Source organism: Panacibacter ginsenosidivorans (assembly GCF_007971225.1).
In the GTDB taxonomy this organism is placed as follows: Bacteria; Bacteroidota; Bacteroidia; order Chitinophagales; family Chitinophagaceae; genus Panacibacter; species Panacibacter ginsenosidivorans.
The window spans coordinates 1,324,298-1,347,581 of the sequence record NZ_CP042435.1; the positions used below are offsets into that span (position 1 = coordinate 1,324,298).

The following is a 23,284-nucleotide window of genomic DNA, read 5'->3' on the forward strand; positions in this document are numbered from 1 at the left end:
GCGGACTGCTTAATAATTAAGCATTCAATGTAGTTAAAAAATTTATTTAACGATACTCATTACATCATTAACATAATTTGCGCCGATTGGTAATTCTTCTTTGTTTACCAATACGTTATTCTTTTCAATTTTAGTAATGTGTTTTTTTGCGGCAATATAAGAGCGGTGAATGCGTATAAATAATGAACCAGGCAGCAGCATTGTTGCTTCATTCATGGTAAGCCTTGAAGTGATCTTTTTACCAGGCAATACAAACTGCACATAATTGCCATTGCTTTCTACATAAAGAATATCGTTTATAGAAACACGCACCTGCTCAGCACCGCTTTTAATAAAAATAGTTTCGTTGTTTGATGTTGCGTTTGCATTACGCAAACTGTATTGTTCATTTGCTTTGTTACATGCTTTTAAAAAACGGGAAAGCGAAAAAGGTTTTAATAAATAATCAATAGCATCGAGTTCAAAACTTTGCAACGCATGTTCGCTGTAAGCTGTTGTGAATATGACCATTGGTTTTACAGGAATAGATTGCAGAAAATCTATCCCTGATATGTCGGGCATTTTTATATCGAGGAATAACAGGTCTATCTTCTCATTTCGCAACAGGTCAATTGCTTCAAATGCATTGGTGTAGCAGGCTTTCAGGTTAATGAAAGGTATTTTGGCAGCATGACTTTTTATAACTTGCAGTGCAACGGGCTCGTCATCTATAGCAATAGCAGTAAGCATTATTTTATTTTTTGTGCAAATTTTATTTTATCAGCCTGTAAAATAGTCATTCCTTTTATGTTGCCTGCATCATCTTTATTAAAGGTTATTTCGAGTTCATCATCCCTGGAATCAAAAAAATGCGTTTCATCTGCAGCAAGCATAACAGAGGTTGGGCCGGGATGTCCATCTCTTTGTGGCTGTGCTATAAGTGTGTTGTCGTTGATACTTACTTCAATGGTCACATGCATGTCTGCTACTTCGTACGTACCCACATACTGTTTTATAATGTCAGTGCTTAAAGTAACCGCAGTTCTTTTTTTAGGAATAGCATAAGGCTGATTGTAAAGCACAGCGAGCAGTTTGTTGGTAATGTGCATTACATCAAAAGTGGAACCGCTTTTATTACTAAGCAATACAATGCAAATATCATCTGCAGGTATGCGTGCAATATTGCTTCCAAAGCCACTGATGGCACCGCTGTGAGAAACCATCTTTCTGCCATATACAGAATCTATCTGCCAGCCATAACCATAATTGCTGAGTGCGCATGCCGTATAAGCTTTGTTCATTAATGCACTATCAATGATCCTGTAATCCTGTAAACCTTTATGCCATTTATACAAGTCCCCGACAGTTGAATAAATAGCACCTGCACCAAAGGGCACAGAAGAATCGGTAATGTTTGCACGCTGTTGTATGGTGTCATTTAATGTATCGTATCCAACAGCTTTGCTTCTGTTTGAAAGTTGTGCAAAATCGAAGCCACTGTTCTGCATTTGCAATGGGTCAAAAATATATTTTCTTACAGCCTGCCAATAACTCATACCACTTACTTTTTGTATAATGAAGCCCAGCATTACATAACCTGTATTACTGTAATTCCATTTTGCGCCTGGTGCGAAATCTGGTTTTAGCTTTTGCAAGTAAGGAATAAAATGTTGCTCGTCTGTTACAGCTATTGTAGTGTCTTCTTCTGTAAAATTGTGTAGCCCTGATGTGTGCGTAAGCAGTTGTTCTATTGTTATACTGTCTCCATTATGAAAACCTTTGTAATACTTACTCAGCTTGTCCTGCAGCGTCATTCTTTTTTCCTGTATAAGCTTTAATATAACTGTTGCAGTAAATTGTTTTGTAACAGATGCAATCTGGTAAATGGTGTTTTTATCATTAAAACTTTTTTCTTCCGCGTTCTTTATGCCATAACCATTTTGTAATAAAATATTTCCGTGGACAGCAACCAGTACAGAACCATTAAAGTGACCAGCCTTATTGTATGCACTCATTACTTCCTCTAATTTTTTTGTGGTTGTGTCTTGTGCTAAAGCAGTTAATGGAGATAGAAATAATAATAGTATTAAAGTTTTCATTTGTATCAATTTATTTTTGTTGTGTATAATTATCAATAGTACCAGTTTTGTGTTTTACATAGCATCGCCTCTTGCCACGCCGGTTCAACGTTCCGTTTACATGACAACAGTTTTATTAGCGAATAATTTCTATGGTGTAATAGAAAGCTTTACAGTAAATTCATTTTCTTTCCCGGTTATTAAGAAATCAAACCTGCCCGGATAAATATGTTTCAGCCTTTCTCTTACATTGTTAAGCCCGATGCCACTTTTGTCTTTTTCTGTATCAGCTGCTTGTTTTACATGTACACTATTGCTTACTTCAAATACTATGGAAGTTTCGTTGCACACAAGCTGTATGTTTATCCATGATCTTTCCTGCAGGCTAATACCATGTTTAAAAGCATTCTCCACGAGTGGTATCAATACCATAGGTGCGATCATATGATTGCATTGTGCAGTTTCAATATTGTCTGTAATAGCAATATCATTACTTGTCGCTATGCGAAGTTTTTGTAGCGCTATATAGTTCTTTAAATAGCCTGTTTCTTTTTGCATGTTGATAAAATCGCGGTTGTTCTCGTGCAGCATAAAACGCATCATATCTCCCAGCATTTGTATGCCTTCTGCAGTGCGTTCTGCGTTTTCCTGTAAAGCAGTGCCATATAAAGTATTTAATGTATTGAAGAGGAAATGTGGGTTTACCTGTGAGCGCAGAAACTGAAGATCTGCTTTTGATTGTTCAAGCTCCTTTTCTGCAGTACGCAAACGCAGTATGCTTTCTTTGTTATACGTAAAATAAATCCATGTTAAAGGAGTAACAATAAACAATTGCAACGCCCAGCTATACAACATAGCAAGAGGTCCGTTCTCATGTACCAATACAGTTAGCGGAACTGCATAAACAAAAGATGTACTTAGTAATCTTATCAGTATCCTGCTGCTGAAAAATGAATCGTTTCCTTTCAGCGGGAATAACCAGTAAACATTACTTACGAATATGGCAAACATGCTGCTTACAACAAAAATGTATTTCGCAAACTCATCACGTTCCTGGAAGAATTCAAATGTGGTAAGAAAAAAATGTACCGCGAAAATCGTAAAAACGAAAACAGTTACTTTATTGCAAACAGAGATATTATATGCCTTTTGCTTTGATCTTTCTAAAATGCTAATGATATATTCTCTAATAAACTGGTACAATAGATACGCAACAATAATAGCAGCAGCAACAAAAAAATTACCTGCTATATTCATTTGAGATTTTGGATTATTCTTATCAAAGAATATTGAAAATTCCGGGTAGTTAAATTGCCACTGCCTTACGTAGTATTCTGCAATGTTTATTACAAACCCAAGTATTATTATTGATATGCTTATCTGTAAAACAGGCCCGGCGTATCTATAACTTTTTTTCTCCCGAATGCTTTTTATAAGCGGCAGTGTATATAGGTTAAGTAACAGGTAAACCAGGTAGAGCATTAAGCCTCCTGAAATATCAGGAATAATTACATTCCTGTATAAGTTAAACGGAGTATTTGTTTCATTAAACGGAGTTTGCAATTGGTTTTGGTGATGCATCACATACCACATTCTTCCTGCCAATGCAATAGCAGCTATTGCTGTTACAAATACCAGTTCTTGTTTTCGCCACTTAATATTTTCCACCTGTTGATTCATTGCTGTTTGCATTATGTTGATGCAAGTTTACACAATGCATTAGCTGGTTATTTTAAAATGTGACGAAACCTTCTATAATGTGATAAAACCGGCAATATGTACACAACAGTATAGGTTTATGATATCTTTTTGTAGCAAGCTTTTGTAATGCCATTAAGCTTCGTTGTGTCACTCACTTGTACGTTCTGTTCTTTGCGCAACATCAGCGTATTACCGTACGCCCGGTTTATCATTCTTCAACCAACAGTAATGCTCATTTGCCCGCATTAACTGAAATTGAACATTACCGGTAAAACAAAAATTACCACGAGTGCCCATGCTGCATATATTGGCAGAAAAGCAGCAATACTATTTTCTACCTTCTCTATTTCATTGCTGTCTTTAATTGTCTTATAAAGCCAATATGTAGCAATAAGCAGGTTGACCAGCATCAGGATATTGCCGCCTAAAACAGCAAGCCTGTTTGGGGTTATTCCAAATTCGAAAATCCTGAATATGATGGCTGAGAGTGCAATGCCGTTTACAATAACCGTTACGATTGATAAACCGAACAATAACCATTCGCTGATCCTGCTTTGCCGATTTTTTTGGTTTTCTGCAATGGAGAAAAAAATGATTGCCATCACCCCGATCAACAGTGCATTAAAGATTAACAAAAATTCCCTGTCGTTATAAGGATCTTTTCCAGTGATAATTACGGCAACCAGGTAGAGGGTAAGCATGATCAGCACCAATGGCGTAAATAGTTTTGCAATCACCGGCGAAATCTTGTTGACCAACTGTGGATTGGTGCGCACTAATTGGGTTGCGATGATAGGCGCAGCAGGAAGCCCCCAGACCGCGACGTATTGCTCAAAAAAAGTATCTACTTTAAGATCAATTAAGTTGAACAAATTAAATGTTATGGCTGTAAGTGCTCCACCTGCAATGAGTATGAGCCCTGTCATTACGATCATGTCGCCGTTATATCTTAGAAAATCAAGACGTCTCTGAAAGTTCCCCGGATCGTTGCCTGTAAATGTATAACCAAGCACTGCCCATAAAAACAACGGGAGGTGGATACAGGCCAAGATGAGTGTGTCGCTTGTAGTGCCGGGAAGCAGGTTAATATATACGCCTGTAACAAGGTACACTGTTGCAATGAACATCAGTTTTTTGGTATTGATCTTCTGTTTCCATGCAAAGTATGCAGTCAGCAATGGAAAAACAATAAAGGCAATATTTCTTGTGTAAAACTGTTCGGGATCCAGTTGTGTATAATCCGGAATTTTTGCGATGAGCCCTGCTATGAAACATGCGGAGAGTACAAAGATCAGTTCCTTCCTTGTACCCCAGGTAATTTCTTCCTGCTCATAATTTAACCGTTCATGCCATACCTGTGCCACTGTATGCTCCCGGATGCCGGTATAAACAGCATTGAACGCTTTTCTGAAACCTGTTTTATTATCCCGGTAAAGTCTCTCCAATTGCCCCGGGTTGTCAATGTTCATCATGATCTCTTCTCTCATAAAATATTTTTAAGTGTTGCATGAATGCACAAAACATATCAATTCGTCAGGCTAAACACCGGTTATGAAAATGTAGGGAAAACACGATCCACGAGGATCACAAAACTCATCCATAACACTACCAGGATCAATAGAAAATTAATCACTGTACATGTTGTGTAATAATTTCTCTGAACATCATTTGACTTGTCAGTAATTTTTTTAGCATAAACCTTAGAAGCAATTGGAATAAGCGCCACTAGCAATAACACAATGATGCCAGGGTAAAGACCAGTGATTGCAATACCAATAATGCTGAGCACTGCTGCCGCAAGGGTTAATATCATTGATATGGAAGTGACAGCGCTAAATGTTTTTGTTTCCATGTTGAGAATGATTTATAGCTTACAAACTATTTGAGAATGCAATACTATTAAAAGTACTTTGAATTACAAAGTAAATTTAAATTATTTTTCTCTTAAGGAAGATTTGGTGGTATTACAACGATTTTTCTGTAGCAGGCTGTGAGGGGCTGTTAAGCTGTGGTTGTGTCACTCACTTGTGCGGTTGGATTATCTATTGGGCACAGTGCCATCTTGTTGTGTTATACATGGCGGTGTGAATGGGTGAAAAAAATAACGAGCAGGCACAATCAGGGAGGTCTGCGTCAGTAAGGTTATTTACCCAACAAATATTTTATTGAAATATTATTTTATTACCAACTTTTGTGTAATTATTTTGGTGCCTGACTGAAGATGTAAAAGATATATGCCAGCAGTAAGTTTTGGCAATTGAATTGTTTGTGTGGTATTATTATAAACACCTGTATAAACTGTTTTACCAGATATGTCGGTCAATACTATATGCGCATTACGCAACGACATATCTGTAACCTGCAACTTCACATAATCTTTTGCTGGATTGGGATAAACAATAACGCCTGATGCAGGTGTTATTGCATTTGCTGATACTGTAGCCTGCAATGATGCTTTGCGGGTAACAAGCATATAATGGGGTACAATGCTCTTAGTTTTCGAATATTTAACAGGCAAAGCATCAAAAATATATTTATTGCTGCCTTGACGCAAAGCAGAAGAATATCTTGCATGCTCATCATCTGTAATTGCCTGCAACTGAAGCATACAACCATGATGCGTGTAAGTGACTTTAGAACAGTAATTCCCGTAAGGGTTTTCGCCCCATGGAACGGAATAAACGTGATGCAGGGAACCGTCTTTATAGTAATCCTGTTGGTCGATATAAAACTTTTTCCACGCACTGTCTACGTAAAAATCCCAGTATTGATGATAAGCTGTATTGAGTTGATTATTGTTTGTGTAGGTAAATGAATCACGGTAAATATTATACCACTGACCATCTGCATAGATTTGCAGTAAGTGAAAAGATTTAAGCTTTGTAACAGCCGAAAGATTTGTGAAATCTTTTGTGCTATTTTGCCACGGGTCTTGTTCATTAAAACGATAAAGACCTTTCACTTCGACAGAAAGATCATTGTTTGTATAATTGTATTTACTCTTATTATAAATTCCGTTCGTTATTTGATATGATAACTCACCTGCTTTTTGTTGTTGCTCATTATAAAGATATTTAGTACGGGAAGCCGGCTGCAATGTGTCATTTACTCCAAACCATATCGCATTCTTAACAACATTGCCATTGCCATCTACTGAATCTACATCAAGTTCAGTTTTGTGCCATTGATTATCTATACTATTCCACTGGGCTGTACTCCTCTTTTTGATGTTACCGGAAGTTGTATATTTTATCAGGTTTTGATTTTGCCAATCACTTGCCACATTGTTCCATTGCTGGTCTAATTCCTGCAACAAAATTCCTGCTGCATCGTACGAGTAGGTTACTTTACTGTAGTTATACCAGGTTGCACTTATATCGTTCCATAAATATGTTTCAATTTGGCTGTATTTGCAATCGCTGTTATAGGTTGACACATTCATAGAACTGTTGATCCAGATACTACTTCCAGGCGTTTGATATTGGTAAACAGCAGTATCCGTGTTTCCACTTTGTGCGTTTACAGTTTGCAGGGAAAGTAATGTAGATAAGAAAAGGTTGAGCAGGTTTCGTAGGGCAGGCATACATTAAGTTTTAGGTTTACCTGATAAATATATTTTATTTATTGATGCGACAAAATAAAATCTATCAGAATATTTAATCCCTGTGGCTTCACAACATCCCTGCCTTTACACATAAGCTATAAAGAAGAAATTACTTCTTAACTGTAAAAAGAAATTTACTTTTTCCATATGGAAATTTGCTTTTGCAATATGGTAAGTGGTCACCATCAATACATACCATTATCACTATCTATATATAAAATCGACTATTTAGTAAGCAGACTGCGGGTCATTTGTGAAGCTTTGGTTGTGTCACTCACTTGTACGGTTGGTTGTTTTACGCAGCATTAACTAAAGTATACTAAAAAAATCAGCTAGTTTCGTTATACATCTTCCACACTATGCTTACTAACGTGCCAACAACAAAGCTGCAAAATATTTTAAGAATACTGCTCGGCGCATTTATGGTGTTTGCAGCTATAGGTCATCTTACTTATTTGCGATCAGAATTCCAGGCACAGGTGCCGGATTGGATGCCTTTAAACAAAGACCTTGTTGTTATCTTATCAGGTATAGTTGAACTGGCATTAGGTTTAAGCATGATCTTCTGGAAAAAACAAAGCGTAAATGTGGGAATTGTTTTAGCTATATTTTACGTATTGATCTTTCCCGGAAATATAGCCCAATACATCAATCACACAAACGCTTTCGGACTTGATACTGATACAAAAAGATTCGTACGCTTATTCTTTCAACCGGTACTGATCATATGGGCATTATGGAGTACCGGCGCATTGAAAGCATTTGGCCGCAAATGATGATCCTGCTCTTCTTTATGGGCTACGCAGCTTTTTATCTATGCACTAAACTGCAGTAAAACTATTAAGCTGTGGTTGTGTCACTCACTTGTACACTTTTAACTTTAAGCAGCAAGTGTTTTGAATGAACAATTTATACCCTGCAAACTCCTTTATAAAATATCTATAAAGAAAAATAATGATTACCTCTCATTTTTTTCATTGCCGGTTACAAAATCAAATCCAGTTGTTACAAAAGAGCATAAGGGCATAACACCAGCAGGAATCTTTAAATTCTATAACTCCTAATCTACGTCATATTTTATCTGTTTCCTGTAGTATAATTTGCAGGGGACGATTTCATTATATCAACTGAAATAAAGAGTTGTCAAAAATTAAACTGGTTAATCATGAAAAAGATATTACACCTAACGATTGCTATCCTTATTAGCATATACTCCTTTGCTCAAAGTTATTCCCTTGACTGGGTGCGTACCGCAGACAGCTATCTTAAAAACGGTTCTATGATTGCCCGTGATAATGCAGATAATGTTATCGCTACTGGCTACACCACCAGTTCGTCTATCTACACACAGAAGTACGACAAGTTTGGCAACTTTAAATGGGAGCGATCTTCATCATCGGATATTCATAGTAACTATGAAAAAGGTATTTGGGTAAATACCGATGCACAAAATAATGTGTATGTAACCGGCTACCGTTATACCATCAGCACACAGCCACCTTATGAATTTCCAAACGCCATCATAGTTTTAAAGTATGATCCCGATGGTAATCTTTTATGGAAATTTGTTTTGCCCGGATCATTCGGGTTAACCCTTCCTTACAGCAGTTCTCCTTTAAAATTCAGAAGTGAAATTGATACAGGTGGAAATATATACGTTGGTACATCCGGAAATATTAGCGGCAATCCTGTTTCAGGATTTGTATTGGTAAAAATTAATCCGCAGGGTAATATGGTATGGAACAGAACGCACAACTTCAGTACGCAGCATGGCTTTAGTTCTATGCGTTTAAAAAAGAACCTGATCGTTTTAACAGGTTCATCAGAATTGTACAATCATAATGTATCGTCTGTTATGTACGATACTTCGGGTAATGAAAAATGGTATGCAACTACGTCAGAATATTTTGGAGGTAAAGATGTAGAACTGGACGATGCCGGCAACTCTTATATACTCACGGGCAATTATAATGAAGTAAGCCCAACAAGCGGGGCAGATATAGTGGTGCTGCAATACAACAGCAGCGGCAGCCAGATTAAAAGAAATAAATATGATTTTGGGGGTAGTGAATTTGCCTCAAAAATTTGTATTACCGGAACAAATGAATTAGGTATTATAAGTTACTACTCATCTGCCACCAATTTTTTCATAGACTGGCTGGTACTAAAAATAAATATGAGCGGTGCGTTGCAATGGAGCAAGGCATCGATCAACACTAGTCCATATGACGTATTCCCGGCATACCTCATTGGCAATAGTAAAGGTGAACTCTTTGTTACAGGAACCAAAGCAAGTGGCAATCAGTTCCCCGGTTATCTTGCAATTGGTACAAATAAATACCTGTCTGATGGCACTATTGCCTGGTCTGCATTGTACGATTCCACCGCAAGCAATGGATTGGCACTTACATCAGCAAGCGATGGCAGTTTATATGTATTGGGGTTAAGCTTTACCACCGTGATACATTATTTCGATCATACAGGAACAGGAACCTGTGGCATTACTGATACGGCAAGAGCTATTAACATTACCCGGAATGTAGCCGTAATTCAATATGCAAAAAATACAAATGCTTTTGTTTACCATATTCAATACAAAGCTTCCACTTCGCCGGTTTGGATAACTATTTCAACAGATAAAACAAGATTTAAATTAACAGGATTAACCCCCGGTACCACTTATGACTATCGTATAAAAGATGTTTGCAATAGCGGACCATCTGGTTATACATCAGTAAGACAATTTACTACATTGGGTAAAGGTTATTGTGCAACCGGTGGTGCAAATTCAACTGCCGACTGGATAGACCTTGTATGGCTGGGCTCTATACAAAGCGGCTCTGGAAATAACAACGGGTATGCAGACCTCACTTACCTCACAACCAAAGCTGCCCCTGGTGCAACTGTTAGCGGCTATCTCAGTGCATCTTATGGTGCGGGTACACACAATGAATTTTTTAGTGTTTGGATAGACTTCAATATTGACGGAGATTTTAATGATCCGGGAGAAAAAGTAATCGATACTTCCACCACTTCTATCGGGTGGATTGCTGTATCCTTTGTGGTACCCACAACCGCAAAACAAGGCACCACCCGCATGCGTGTAAGCATGAAAAATCTTTCAGCGCCACAACCATGCGGTTCTTATGCAGCAGGCGAAACAGAAGATTATGGTTTTGTAATACAGACTCCGCCGGCAACAATTGCAAACACTTTAATAGCAGCAGAAAATATTCAGAAAAAAACGGGGTCATTTATTATTACACCCAATCCTGCAAGTAACTATGTAAACATTCAACATGATCTTGATAATACGAAACCTGTTTACGTTACAGTTACTAATAGTAATGGTCAACAAGTAATATCAAAAATACTTTCAGGCAATACACTGGATGTTAGTAAACTCTCTAATGGTTTTTACATGGTTCAGTTAAGGCAGGGCAATACCACAAAGAGCAGCAAATTATTAATTCAACGATAACTGCTCATGAAGCAATAACCGGTTGAGATTTTTAACCGGTTATTGTTTTTGTACCCGGCTGCAAGTAATACTATTCGGCTTTACTTGCGTCGCACACTTGTACTGCAGTTTCATTGGGGAGCTTTAAAATACATCTGTAAAAAATATTTTGTAATAATTAAAATCAATGAATTTAATAAATACGAATGCATGATAAACAGTAATGAAATATTTAAAACATTACCAGGTCTGGATGAATCGTTGGTTACAGAAATTCAGCATGCTTCTGTTTTAAAACATATACCAAAAGATACAGAGATATTAAGAGAAGGGCAGTATGTAAAAGTAATACCGGTTGTACTGAAAGGGCTTATAAAAGTCTATACGCAACATAAAGACAAAGAACTGCTGCTTTATTATATAAGGCCGGAAGAAAGCTGTATTATGTCTTTTGCCGCATGTCTTAAAAATGAACCCAGCAAAGTATTTGCTATTACCGAAGATGATACAGATGCTTTGCTCTTACCCGTAAATAAAATTACAGGGTGGATAAAACAATACCCTTCTATCAATACGCTTTTTTTCAGGATGTATAATTTAAGGTACAGTGAACTGCTGGATACTATTCATCATTTGCTTTTTACAAAACTGGATGATAGATTATACCATTTTTTAAAAGAACGTTCAAAACTTACCTGTACTAACCCTTTAAAAATTTCGCACAAACAAATTGCAACAGAATTGGGCACTGCAAGAGAGGTAATAACACGTGTAATGAAAAGACTGGAACAGGAAGGCAAAGTAAAACAGCATGGCAACAGCATAGAAATATGTTAGTGGTGACAGAGGTCACCGCACAGGCAACAGTGCCTGAGTAACTTTATGTTATTAAATCATGAAACAAAAAATAATAAAATTTTTACTGGTATGCATCAGCTGTATTGTTATTGTTACCGGTATTGTTTTGTTGGTTCAATACTTCACTAAAAAATAAAAAAATACGTATGAAAAAGAACATGGGAAAATCAGACAGAATTATACGCGTACTTATTGCATTGGTCATTGGATTCCTTTATTACAATGGGACCATTGCAGGCACACTGGGTATTGTATTACTTGTACTGGCGGGAGTATTTATATTAACCAGCCTTGTAAGTTTTTGCCCGCTGTACAGCATTTTTGGAATCAACACATGTGGTATAAAAAGAAAAGCATAAACAGCTATGCTTTTGTATTTGCTTTTAGCCAGCATAATAGCAAATAAGGCGTTGCAGTGTGCGACGCAACGAAGCTGATTAAAGAAACAACTGCCGGGCTCAAAAAAATAATGTTTTAAATAATTGAGACCGCTATGAAAAAATTGATTACTTATCTGTTATGCAGCATTGCATTGATATCAAATGCACAGGTTGCAACAGAATGGGTTAACCAGCCACGTGGCAATGCCATTGCCACAGACGCATTCAACAATGTTTACAGTGTTGATTGGGAATACAATCCCGGTGGAGATATTACGCTTACCAAACGCAACACTGCAGGCAATATTCTATGGCAGGTGCCTTACGATAACACAGATTTTACAAGACATGAAGTAGCTACATGGGTTGAGACAGATAATCAAAATAATATTCTTGTAACGGGCACGGTAAGATCTGGTTATTCCAATCCTGTAAATGCTGCAAGTATATTGATGAAGTATGACCCTGCGGGTAATTTATTGTGGCGAAAAGTTTATGAGAGTTCTTTTGACGGATCTTATACAAAAAAATGCATAGTAGATGCAGCTAACAATATTTATGTATTGGGCATGGGCAGCGGTCCGCGGGGATACGTAACGAAAGTAAAGAAATTTGCACCTGATGGCAGTACATTGTGGACATACTACGACAGTGCCGGCATAGGTGCCCCGCTTAATTTTAAATTCACAGCAGATAATAAAATTGTTATTGCAGGCAGAGGCATTATCGGCAGTGTAAATGGTTATGCAAAAATTGATCTTGATGGAAATAATATCTGGAATTATGCAGGAGTGTTTAGCTTATATATAGGAGATGCCGCCGGTGATATCTTTGGCAACACATATGTTACACACCAGGATTATTCAGGAACCGGCAGGGGCGTAATAAAAAAACTTTCACCTACAGGAAGCGTAATATGGCAAACGCTATATGACATGGTAGGTTACCGCGTGGAAGTTGGTACAGATAATTTACCTGTTATTAGTGGTTACCCGAATGCAGGAAGTTTTGGCGCTGCTTTTATGAAGTTTGACAGCAACGGAAATGTGCAATGGCAAAATTTAGATGCCGATGGACCATCATACTCTTTACTGTTGCATGCACAAATGAAATTGGATGAAGCCAATAATGCTTACCTGGCTGCAGGCACATTATTTGAAATGGCAGTTTGTAAAGTGTATAGCAACGGTGCTTCTGCATGGACGCATACTGCTGCGGGAAGTTATGCTTATGCCATTGACATTGGTAACGATAATAACGTGTATGTGGTTGGTGGTAATACAGCAAAATTTGTGCAGTCTGATGTTTGCGCAACTCCTTCAGGTTTGAATGTTTCAAATATAAGCACGAACAAAGCAAGGCTAAACTGGTCTGCTGCAGGCGGTGCTTTTCAATATGAATTATGGGCAAGACCTGCAAACACAAACCGCTGGAAAAAAATATTTGTGCCTGCTGCTAATAATTCATTTGTTGCAAGGGCACTTACCTGTGGTACAACTTACGAATGGAAGATCAGGGCTATTTGTGATAGCGCAGGCAATAATACTTCTGCATTTTCCGCAACACAAAACTTTACTACTGCAGCTTGTGCAGCGGTTATTGCTAAAACCGGTTCTAAAATTATTTCTGAAAACAATGCCATAATTGTTTATCCAAATCCGGTAAAAGCAGGAGGAACAATTTTCATAAAGAACATACAAGGCAATGCATCCTTTACTTTATATACTGTCGCAGGCAGGCAGGTTGCAAAAGGCAGCTGTACTACAGGCATTATTCAACTGCCAGAAAATATTAGTGCAGGAATTTATATTGTTGAAATAGACAATAGAATAATTACAAGACAAAAAATCGCAGTGATAAAATAATCATGGTTTTGATAATTAGGATTTTGACTGCTTTATATAGGTGCTGGTGGTAGTAATTACTGCAGGTTCAAAATCAAATTTTATGGTAACAAAAAATTAAATACAGGTATGAAAACAACAATCAAGACAGGGCTTGCGGCATTGATTATGCTAATAGCAATTTCCTGCAAAAAGGAAAATACAAACATGCGTGCTTTTGCAAAAACTGATGACAGTGCAATGCAATTATCGGTCTCAGATCTTACTGCTGCTGATGCAGTAATAATAGGTACACAGGTATGGATGAAAAAAGACCTTACGACCAGCTATTACAGGAACGGAGATAAGATACCACAGGTAAAAGATCCAGCTAAATGGGCTAAGTTAACAACAGGAGCGTGGTGCTGGTATAATAATGATCCACGCTATGGTAAGCTGTATAACTGGTATGCTGTAAATGATCCCAGGGGGCTTGCACCCGCCGCAGGTTGGCATATACCCAGTGATGCAGAGTGGACTGCATTAACTACATTTTTAGGTGGTTATACTGTGGCTGGTGGAAAGATGAAAGAAACCGGAACTACACACTGGCTTACGCCTAATGCAGATGCTACCAATAGTAGCGGGTTTACTGCACTTCCCGGAGGCACACGATATTATCTTGGCGACTTCTTTGATGTTGGTGGCTATGGTTACTGGTGGAGTTCAACAGAATCAGATTCGCAGTCAGCTTATCACAGATTGCTTACTTATTTCTATGGCGCTATTTCAAGATTTACAGATTACAAAACAAATGGTTTCTCTGTTCGTTGTATAAAAGACTAATTGTTTCTTACTACTGAGTAATATATTCAAACAGATAGCCACAGACAACACTACACAAAACCTCTGCTGTTGTTTTCGCTATGATGATACATGTTTGGAATGTACAAGTGACACAGTTGTTCTAAGTATGTAGAATCATTCGTTCAGGAAATTTGTAAAATTGCTTTTACGCAGTTGTCCAGTTTTTTATCGAATACTTCGTATGCCTTTGCTCCGTCCTGTAATAAAAATTGATGTGTTATAATATCTTCTATTGCATAACGCTGCAGCACTTCTTCTCTTATTAATTTTTCAGCGTAATAGTGTGCAGGGCAACGACCGCTTTTGTAAATAAGATTTTTATCATACGCTTCGCCTGGAGAAAAAGAAAAATGGTTTGCTGTATGCACACCAACAGATGATATGGTTCCACCGGGGCGAAGAAGATCAATAGCCATCTTCAATGTAGCAGAACTACCAACAACCTCCATTACTGCATCAGCACCGCGACCATGTGTGTTGTTGAGAATTTCTTCTTTAATATCAATAAGCGATGGATTAAGCGGAACTGCACCAAATTGTTTTGCAATGGCTAATCGTTCGGGTACAACATCAATCGCAAATACGGTTTCAGCACCAAGATGCTTTGCAGCAATGATGGTCATAAGACCTACAGGTCCGCACCCGACAACTGCATAAACATTTTTTGGTTTTATGCCTGCATTGTCTGCACAGAAATAACCTGTAGAAAAAACGTCTCCCAATAACAACCCTTTCTTTTCATTAAGATCATTGCTTAATGGAAGTAAAGTACTATCTGCCATTGGCACGCGTAGATAACCTGCCTGTGCACCATGAAGACCATAACCTTTCTCTACCCAACCAAATAGATTTCCTTTTTCGCAGCGGCATGTAAGACCAATACGACAATAAAAACATTCACCACATGAGGTAGTAAAAGGGCTAATACTTTTGTACCTTTTTTGAATCTCTTTACATCACTACCTGCTTCTTCTACAATGCCGGTAAACTCGTGCCCCATCACTGTTCCATGATCCAGTCCTGTTTCTCTTCCATGATATACATGCAGATCAGAACCACAAATACCGGACATGGTTATTTTTACAATTGCATCTGTTGAATGAAGCAATTGAGGATCCTGAACGTTGCTATATTCAATGATTTCTTTTCCGCCGAATGTTAGTGCCTGCATTGTGTGAAGTTAAAGATTGCGTAACATTAGGAGGATGAGGAGTTCCATAATATTCCGTTTATCCTATAGTTGCCATTAAAACCTGACGTACAAGTGAGTGACACAACAGGCGATGCCATGAAATACTAAAGCTTGCTCCATAAGTCATCCCCGGGGAGTTATTATTTCTCCGGCACAAACAATAAACATCTGCAGCAACAATACCTGCTGCTATTTCAGTTTTACAGCGTGTTGATATACAGCCAGGTATTCTCATATCTACATTAGATAACAATTTATTTAATAAATATTTATTGTTTTTCAATAAATATTTATCTATAATTGCATCATTATTTAAAAAAAACTAACATGAAAACAAGAACAGAAAAAATTTTAGTAGTCCTTAAAATTCTTGCCCTCCTGGGTGCCATTAAATATTCAATTGACTGCGGAGCCCAGTTAACCAATTTTGTAGCAAGCTTTATAAACACTGAATGGGCGAAACGTACGTACGAGGTTAACCTGGATATATTCAACATTCGTGAGAAAAGTATTGCGTATTATTCTTACGCCATGTGTTTAACCATTGCGGTTTCGGCATTAAAAGCAACTATCTGGTACGTAGTTTATGCCTTGCTTATGAAGCTTAAACTTAAAACACCTTTTTCTATGGAAGTAGAAAAAAAATTTGAAAGCATCGCCTTCCTGTTGCTTGCTGTTTGGATCGTGAGCGCCATTTTCTGGAAGATTTATGCTTACTACCTCACGCAGGATACAGGCATACAATTACCGGCTAACAACAGCAGTGATGAATACTTTTTTATGGCAGGTATTGTTTATATCATCTCGCAGATATTTAAACGTGGTATCGAAATGCAGGAAGAAAACCAATTAACCGTATAACCTATGCCGATTATTGTAAATCTTGATGTAATGATGGCTAAACGAAAGATGTCGCTGAATGAGCTTTCAGAAAAAGTTGATCTTACATTGGCTAATCTCTCTATCTTAAAAACGGGCAAAGCAAAAGCTGTTCGTTTCAGCACGTTAGAAGCAATTTGTAAAGTGCTTAATTGTCAGCCGGGTGATATACTTGAGTATGTAGAAGAAGGCAACAAATCGCAAATTTAGTTGCTGTAATTTTTAGGATACTAGCTGCAACGTTTGGCAAACAGATCTTCGCAAAAAGACATTGTATATTGGTCATGCCCGCAGGGCCTTGTCCTTTCAACGGCGCTGCACCCGCTTCTTTGCCGCGATATGGCTGCGCCATCGCTGCAATTTCGGCTTAGCCGGAACCGAACCGGCTGAGATGCCTTAAGCAAGGACGGGTATGAACACGAACGATAAAAAATAAACTGAACAACTGCAGTAACAATTGACAGCATTACATTTCAGTCAAATAATCATTCCTTTTTTAAAGTGCAGGTGCGCAACTAAAGCAATTCTCCGCTTGTTTGCCTTTATAATAGTTTTATGCTGCACAATGAAGATTTCTTCCTAATATTTTTTACCTGTTTATTATTATCTTCTGCACTACGCCGGTAGTATTATTCTTTAGATAATATAAACCCGGACTTACACCGGCAATATTGATAATCGTACTACCATTGATTGATTTTCTAAGCAGCGTTTTACCCGACTGGTCAATAAGTGAAACAATTGCTTTAGTATTAGCCTGGATGTATATCTGATCTCTTGCGGGGTTGGGATAAACAGTGAAGCCGCCATTGTTGAGTTTTGATGCTTTTGCTTTGTTTTCTTTTGGTAATTCCGTTGTTTCAAACCTGCCTGTTTTGTTGTAGACTAATTTCATACCCCAGTAATCGCGACCGCCTCTTGAATGCGTTTTTTTATCTCCTGATATGCGAGATTGGGAGTAGCCGCCTACTATATAATTATTTCCTGAAATTTCTATGACGCTATAAGCTTCATCAGGATCGTTCCCTCCTATTGTTTTATCCCACTGAATATTCCCCTGGCTATCAAGTTTTACAACCCAATAATCTTCGTCTCCCCTGCTGTTTTCTGTTTTTTCGCCTGATATGTTTGAGAAGGAATATCCTGCCAGAATATACCCCCCATCATAGGTCTCCTGAAGAGAAGTTAACTCATCATAGTCGCTACCTCCAATCGTTTTGTTCCATTGTATCTTTCCCATGCTATCAAGTTTTACAACCCAATAATCTTCCTTACCCCTACTGTTTTCTGTTTTTTCTCCTGATATACCTGATGTGGAATAACCGCCCAAAATATATCCTCCATCACTGGTTTGCCGGAGAGCGTTTAACTTATCAGCAAGGCTACCTCCAATCGTTTTGTCCCATTGAATGTTTCCCAGGCTATCAAGTTTTACAACCCAATAATCATCCTGTCCCCTGCTATTTTCAGTTTTTTCACCTGATATATCTGACCAGGAATAACCACCCAAAATATATCCTTCATCACTGGTTTGCTGAACCGAGGTTAATCCATCCGTATTGTTTCCGCCGATTGTTTTATCCCATATAATTTTTCCTGTGCTATCAAGTTTTACTAACCAATAGTCAAATCCGCCTCTGCTATCTTGTGTTTTTTCACCAGAAATATTTGAATCAGACTGGCCACCTAATATATATCCGTTGCCAGTAGTTTGCTGAAGAGAAGTCAACCTATCATTAGTACCATTTCCTCCAATGGTTTTGTCCCATTGTATAGTTCCTGAGCTATCCAGCCTTATTACCCAGTAATCATCACCACCTCTACTATTTTCAGTTTTTTCAGACGATATGTTTGACTGTGAGAAACCGCCTACCAGATACCCGTAATCGCTGGTTTGCAGAAGATCAGATAAATAATCCTGGTCACTTCCACCAATGGTTTTATCCCATTGGATTTTATATGTGCTGTCCATTTTTATGATCCAATAATCATAACCCCCTCTTATATTTTCAGTTTTATCGCCGGATATACATGAAGTAGAATACCCCCCGACAATTATGCCTTTGTCTTTTGTTAAATACATATTGCTAAACCAGTCACTATAATTGCCACCGATTTCTTTTTGCGCTTTGATTTCAGGTTGCGCAAAACTCTTAACGGATATGATACATGTGAGTATAATGATGCATAAAAAACTTTGTTTCATAAAAAGATGTTTAACTAAGTTTCTATTGACGAAGATTTGCAGGGAAAGCGGATGTTCAAAACTATTTAGACTTTTACAACTATTACTTGATACACATTTGCCTGAGAGATGATTAAGATCATTGTGCCTTTGTTAGTCATTTATTCCCTTTTGTTATATTTAGTTGCTCAATTTAGCTTTTGAAGGTGAAATGATTGACACGACAGGGATGCCATGAAATATTGCTGCTTACTAAAAATAAAAAAGCAATATTCATGAAGTAAATACCGTAGCTGACAAACAATGTTTTCTTTCAACGCCGATTTTGTATACTAACTTTCGTACTACTTTAGCCAAAGCTTATAACCAATCTTACAATGAAAATCATTATTAGTTTTTTGATCGCAATTATTATATCGCGTGGTATAAGTATTGCGCAGGTAAAAAGTTATTACATCAACGCGGACAGTACTTTCCCGGGAATGGAGAAGATACACAGTGGCCATTTTATTACCGTTAATATGAGCAACAGGTCCGGAAAAAAATTACTGGTAAGTATTCCCGGTACTACAGGGCCCGCCGATGTAATGAGATCATTCGATAGTGTTGCAGCGCTTGAAGGTTATCATACTATCAGTATTGACTATCCTAATAACCGCAATACTGCAACTTTTATAAACAGCATAGATAAAGAGGCGTTTAATAAATTCAGGCAGGAGCTGGATTTCGGCACACCTGTTTCTGATTCTGTGAATGTAGATTCTTTGAACAGTATTGTTAACCGCATCACTAAACTGGTAATATATCTTGCTAAAACAAGACCTGCAGAAGGCTGGAATAATTTCCTGGATCATGATAAAATAATATGGGAGCGTGTTACACTTGCCGGGCATTCACAAGGTGCGGGGCATGTAAGTTATATTGGGCATGCATTCAAAGTTCATAAAGTTATTATGCTTTCTGGTCCACAGGATTTTTTATCAAACTATGATATGCCTGCACCCTGGTTATCTGCAGATTCAAAAACACCATACAGCAGCTTTTACTCATTTCTTCATGATGATGATGCTTACAACACACAACGGCAAATAAGAAATGATCTTACTGCGATGCATGCAGACTCGTCTGTTATCTGTCGCTTTCAAAACATGAATGCATTTTCAAAACAGTGCAGGATATTTATTTCTGGTATACAGGTGCCAAATACTACGCAACAAAATATGGGAATGCAAAACCATATGGCAAGCATAATGCCTATGCATAGCAAGGTTTGGATATGGTTGCTGAAGGATTAGAAGATTATTTTGTATATGTTGAAATATGTTCAATAGTACAAGTGTGCGACGCAACAGGTGATGCCATGAAAAACTAAGTTGGGTACATAAAAAAACAACCATAGCATAAAACAAAAAAGTTGAATAAACTTTTGCTGCGCTTATTCAACTTTTTTATGATGGCAGCAGGAAATTTACCTGCGGCCGTCGCAAATATTTAACCATGCATTGCGGATCTTTAACTGCTCTGCGGTAGGATTGTTGTTTAACCTTAATATATTTAGTCGCTGTTTGTCAATTTTAGTGGCGGGGGCGGAGAGATCAACCATCTCTATCTGGCCTGTAGCATTCCTGCGTTTTATTTTTATGTGTATTGCATCACCTTCTTTCAAGTTTGCATATAACTGATCGAGCTTTTCCTCAAAATTGCCGGCAGTTATAGGTGAATCGTTGATACTTATAATTTCATCTCCATCTTTATAGCCCATCTTTTTCCCAAAGTCGTTCAGGTTTTTTGTACCTATAGCAATATTGCCGTTTTCTGTTACTTTAACGGCAAACCCTCCGAGAGTAAATTCTTTATAAGTCTCTTTAGGAATAAAATCTACGCCTGCAAGACCAAAGAATTGCTCATAAGGAATGGGCGTTGTACCCTGAACATAAGTGGTAAAGAAATCTTTAAGCTCCGGATAGGTAAGTTGAGCGATGACACTGAACAAAGTATCGTCTTCAAAGAATTTATCCTTACCGTAATTGATACCAAGATCGTGCTTCAGGTCTTTAAGTCCATATTGAGCATTTGAAAGTTTTAATAAGCAGAGATCGAGGCAGGCAGAAATAAGTGCGCCTTTCTGGTAAACGTTTCCATATTGAGGCGCCCATTTACCTGCGCTTTCTTTACTGAGTTCGGTAAAAGAAAGTGAGTCATTGTAATAAGATCGTGAAATAGTAATTTTCTGAGATAAGGTATTAAGAAATTGTTCCGGAGTTTTTAACCCTTCATATTCCTGCACATGATGAGCGTAATATTCTGTACTACCCTCGTAAAGCCACAGATGTTTGCTTAAAATGGTTTCATTAAAATTGAATTCCTTTACTTCCCGGGAACTTATGGTAAGTGGTGTTACAATATGAAAAAATTCGTGGGATGAAATGTCTACCCAATGCTCAATAGCTTCCTTTTCAGGGGCTTCGTCTAAAGCATAAAAGGAAGAATAGGAATGCTCCCAGGCTCCTCCGATAGGGTTCTTTTTTTGTTCGCCATTGAAATAGTAGATAAAGGCGTATTTATCCACCGGCAGTTTACCACCAAGGTAATCTCTGGCTGCCATAAGTAATTTTTCAAGATGTTCTGCCAGGTATCGGGATGTAGCGAGTTTGTGTGGAGAGTAAACAGCCACTAAAACATCAGCATTACCAACTTTTACAGTAGTGGTATCTGGTAAACAAAACATGATAGGGGAATCATAGAGATTGTCAGCATTGTCGCACTGAAAGAGATCGAGTACCGGGGTAGAAGAAACAGGTCTTAAACCTGTGGCTGCATAAAAGCCGGCAGGCTTGGTAAAAGAAAGCTGGAAAGGCATCTTTTTCATACCATCGAAATAACCAAAAAGCCCCGGTGTGTTTATGACAAAATTCTTTCCTGCTTCAAAGCTGGTGCCGCACATGGGATAAACCATATTATTAATACTGGCATCCCAGGTATCTTCAACGTTGTAGGTTATTCTGGAGACCTTATTAGCTTTTTTTATGGCCCATCCGTTGTCACCTGCTGCGGAAACAGGTAGTTCCTTTCCCTTTTTATCAAAAGCCTTAAGGTTATGTACATATTTACCATAGTTGCTGTTCATATAAGTACCCGGAACAATCTTAGGTAAGTAAAAAATAATTTCTTTTTGTGATACCGTGGGGCAAATCAATTCTATATGTAATTGGTCACTATCAACTTTGGTCAGGTCCACACTGTATTTGTAGGTGTTTTGTGCATCGACAATAAACACGAGACCCACAAGGATTAAACTCAACAAAAAAGGCTTATATTGCATATGCTTTTTCATATTACTGCTATTGGTTAAACTGCAAAGAAAAGTAATAGTGTGACTCAACATTTACCGCTCTTCATTAAGATAAATGTGTCTGTCATGAAATAAAGTTAAGAGCTGTAAAATATCCCATGAAGAGAAGTTGTTTTCCCGATTTTGGAAGTGAGTACAAAATTGGAAAACTATTTAATTGATTACCAATATATAATAACAATGGCACCGGGTTTGGTTAAATGATGGGCAATAAGTTTTTGTATCATTTTTAATAACAATACAGAAGCTATAAAATCGAAATATCAATAAAAACCATTTTGCAACATAAACCCTTATTCTATGGTGAAACTTTACACCGGCATTATTACTTTCTTATTTCTCATTCCAGCAATTACCTTCGCCACACCGGGCCGCTTCAATAAAGGCGTTCAGCCGGTTAAGAATAAAGGTTATGTGATCTTTACGCTGGATAATTCAATAAATGGTAATAAACCAATTGAAACCGCTTATGTTATCTTAGATAAATACAACCGCACAGGCGCAGGCTATGTAAGCCAGAAATTCCTGGTAAACGATAACAAGATCATCATAACTGACCTTCCTGAAGGAAAATATTATGCAGATATCTTTACTAAAGGATTTTACAAACAATATTTCACCAGGGTCATCTATGTAAGTAAAAAAGGTAATAACTACACTTTCAAAATGGAAGAAGTAAGAACCTTCACTCCCAGGAAAACAGTTATGCCTAAAGAAAGTACAGACTTTGCTAAAACGAGCGTGGTAAAGATGAAATAATGTACGGTTGAAAGTTTGCAAAATTATTTTGATACCCTGCAGTAGTATATCATAGCATCTGCACTTGCGTCGCACTCTTGTACAGCTGGTTAAAATGGCAGCAGTTATATACCAGAGATTACTGATAGTTTTATAGACTAAATGTACATATAACAGCAAAGCTCCTT

General features: G+C 37.7%; 20 protein-coding genes. 10 read left to right on the forward strand and 10 right to left on the reverse strand.

The window, feature by feature from the left end:
- Nucleotides 1-42: 42 nt before the first annotated feature.
- The 6 genes from FRZ67_RS05475 to FRZ67_RS05500 all read right to left on the reverse strand — a co-directional run bounded on the left by FRZ67_RS05475 (nucleotide 43) and on the right by FRZ67_RS05500 (nucleotide 7,341).
- Nucleotides 43-729, reverse strand: coding sequence for a LytR/AlgR family response regulator transcription factor (locus FRZ67_RS05475; protein WP_147188578.1), 687 nt, complete (start codon nucleotides 727-729; stop codon nucleotides 43-45).
- Complete coding sequence (locus tag FRZ67_RS05480) at nucleotides 729-2,078, reverse strand: serine hydrolase (protein WP_147188579.1); 1,350 nt, start codon at nucleotides 2,076-2,078, stop codon at nucleotides 729-731. Before FRZ67_RS05480 ends, FRZ67_RS05475 begins: the two co-directional genes overlap by 1 nt.
- 129 nt (nucleotides 2,079-2,207) lie before the next feature.
- Nucleotides 2,208-3,749 carry a sensor histidine kinase gene (locus FRZ67_RS05485; protein ID WP_225975516.1) on the reverse strand — a complete coding sequence of 514 codons (1,542 nt, stop codon included), beginning with the start codon at nucleotides 3,747-3,749 and terminating at the stop codon, nucleotides 2,208-2,210.
- A 254-nt stretch (nucleotides 3,750-4,003) separates the two neighbouring features.
- Nucleotides 4,004-5,245: a DUF4153 domain-containing protein gene (locus FRZ67_RS05490; protein WP_147188580.1), complete on the reverse strand. Its 1,242-nt coding sequence runs from the start codon at nucleotides 5,243-5,245 to the stop codon at nucleotides 4,004-4,006.
- 62 nt (nucleotides 5,246-5,307) lie between these two features.
- On the reverse strand, nucleotides 5,308-5,610 hold the full coding sequence (locus FRZ67_RS05495) for a hypothetical protein (RefSeq protein WP_147188581.1): 303 nt from the start codon (nucleotides 5,608-5,610) through the stop codon (nucleotides 5,308-5,310).
- Nucleotides 5,611-5,931: 321 nt separating this feature from the next.
- Entirely contained in the window at nucleotides 5,932-7,341 is a 1,410-nt protein-coding gene (locus FRZ67_RS05500) for a T9SS type A sorting domain-containing protein (protein ID WP_147188582.1), read from the reverse strand.
- A gap of 380 nt (nucleotides 7,342-7,721) precedes the next feature.
- On the opposite strand from FRZ67_RS05500, the gene FRZ67_RS05505 reads away from it, so the two are divergent.
- The 6 genes from FRZ67_RS05505 to FRZ67_RS05530 all read left to right on the forward strand — a co-directional run bounded on the left by FRZ67_RS05505 (nucleotide 7,722) and on the right by FRZ67_RS05530 (nucleotide 14,729).
- Nucleotides 7,722-8,138 carry a DoxX family protein gene (locus FRZ67_RS05505; protein WP_147188583.1) on the forward strand — a complete coding sequence of 139 codons (417 nt, stop codon included), beginning with the start codon at nucleotides 7,722-7,724 and terminating at the stop codon, nucleotides 8,136-8,138.
- A 389-nt stretch (nucleotides 8,139-8,527) separates the two neighbouring features.
- Entirely contained in the window at nucleotides 8,528-10,843 is a 2,316-nt protein-coding gene (locus FRZ67_RS05510) for a GEVED domain-containing protein (protein WP_147188584.1), read from the forward strand.
- A 189-nt stretch (nucleotides 10,844-11,032) separates the two neighbouring features.
- The gene (locus FRZ67_RS05515; RefSeq protein WP_147188585.1) at nucleotides 11,033-11,659 is read left to right on the forward strand and encodes a Crp/Fnr family transcriptional regulator; all 627 of its coding nucleotides are present in this window, start codon (nucleotides 11,033-11,035) and stop codon (nucleotides 11,657-11,659) included.
- A gap of 167 nt (nucleotides 11,660-11,826) precedes the next feature.
- The gene (locus FRZ67_RS05520) at nucleotides 11,827-12,039 is read left to right on the forward strand and encodes a YgaP family membrane protein (RefSeq protein WP_147188586.1); all 213 of its coding nucleotides are present in this window, start codon (nucleotides 11,827-11,829) and stop codon (nucleotides 12,037-12,039) included.
- A 134-nt stretch (nucleotides 12,040-12,173) separates the two neighbouring features.
- Entirely contained in the window at nucleotides 12,174-13,925 is a 1,752-nt protein-coding gene (locus FRZ67_RS05525; protein WP_147188587.1) for a T9SS type A sorting domain-containing protein, read from the forward strand.
- A gap of 108 nt (nucleotides 13,926-14,033) precedes the next feature.
- The gene (locus FRZ67_RS05530) at nucleotides 14,034-14,729 is read left to right on the forward strand and encodes a fibrobacter succinogenes major paralogous domain-containing protein (RefSeq protein WP_147188588.1); all 696 of its coding nucleotides are present in this window, start codon (nucleotides 14,034-14,036) and stop codon (nucleotides 14,727-14,729) included.
- A 143-nt stretch (nucleotides 14,730-14,872) separates the two neighbouring features.
- On the opposite strand, the gene FRZ67_RS05535 is transcribed toward FRZ67_RS05530, so the two are convergent.
- Nucleotides 14,873-15,532 carry a zinc-binding dehydrogenase gene (locus FRZ67_RS05535; RefSeq protein WP_147188589.1) on the reverse strand — a complete coding sequence of 220 codons (660 nt, stop codon included), beginning with the start codon at nucleotides 15,530-15,532 and terminating at the stop codon, nucleotides 14,873-14,875.
- Nucleotides 15,533-15,582: 50 nt separating this feature from the next.
- The gene (locus FRZ67_RS05540; RefSeq protein WP_147188590.1) at nucleotides 15,583-15,921 is read right to left on the reverse strand and encodes an alcohol dehydrogenase catalytic domain-containing protein; all 339 of its coding nucleotides are present in this window, start codon (nucleotides 15,919-15,921) and stop codon (nucleotides 15,583-15,585) included.
- 348 nt (nucleotides 15,922-16,269) lie between these two features.
- Between FRZ67_RS05540 and FRZ67_RS05545 the strand changes: the two genes are divergently transcribed.
- Together FRZ67_RS05545 and FRZ67_RS05550 are read left to right on the forward strand one after the other, a co-directional pair.
- On the forward strand, nucleotides 16,270-16,803 hold the full coding sequence (locus FRZ67_RS05545) for a DUF2975 domain-containing protein (RefSeq protein WP_147188591.1): 534 nt from the start codon (nucleotides 16,270-16,272) through the stop codon (nucleotides 16,801-16,803).
- A gap of 3 nt (nucleotides 16,804-16,806) precedes the next feature.
- A complete protein-coding gene (locus FRZ67_RS05550; protein ID WP_147188592.1) occupies nucleotides 16,807-17,031 on the forward strand; it encodes a helix-turn-helix domain-containing protein in 225 nt (74 codons plus the stop codon).
- A 379-nt stretch (nucleotides 17,032-17,410) separates the two neighbouring features.
- On the opposite strand, the gene FRZ67_RS05555 is transcribed toward FRZ67_RS05550, so the two are convergent.
- Nucleotides 17,411-19,027: a T9SS type A sorting domain-containing protein gene (locus FRZ67_RS05555; RefSeq protein WP_147188593.1), complete on the reverse strand. Its 1,617-nt coding sequence runs from the start codon at nucleotides 19,025-19,027 to the stop codon at nucleotides 17,411-17,413.
- 356 nt (nucleotides 19,028-19,383) lie between these two features.
- Between FRZ67_RS05555 and FRZ67_RS05560 the strand changes: the two genes are divergently transcribed.
- Nucleotides 19,384-20,301, forward strand: coding sequence for a BPSS1187 family protein (locus FRZ67_RS05560; protein WP_147188594.1), 918 nt, complete (start codon nucleotides 19,384-19,386; stop codon nucleotides 20,299-20,301).
- A 173-nt stretch (nucleotides 20,302-20,474) separates the two neighbouring features.
- On the opposite strand, the gene FRZ67_RS05565 is transcribed toward FRZ67_RS05560, so the two are convergent.
- On the reverse strand, nucleotides 20,475-22,340 hold the full coding sequence (locus FRZ67_RS05565) for a M61 family metallopeptidase (RefSeq protein WP_158638312.1): 1,866 nt from the start codon (nucleotides 22,338-22,340) through the stop codon (nucleotides 20,475-20,477).
- A 318-nt stretch (nucleotides 22,341-22,658) separates the two neighbouring features.
- Here FRZ67_RS05565 and FRZ67_RS05570 point away from each other — a divergent pair, with 318 nt between their 5' ends.
- On the forward strand, nucleotides 22,659-23,117 hold the full coding sequence (locus FRZ67_RS05570; RefSeq protein ID WP_147188596.1) for a hypothetical protein: 459 nt from the start codon (nucleotides 22,659-22,661) through the stop codon (nucleotides 23,115-23,117).
- Nucleotides 23,118-23,284 lie beyond the last annotated feature (167 nt).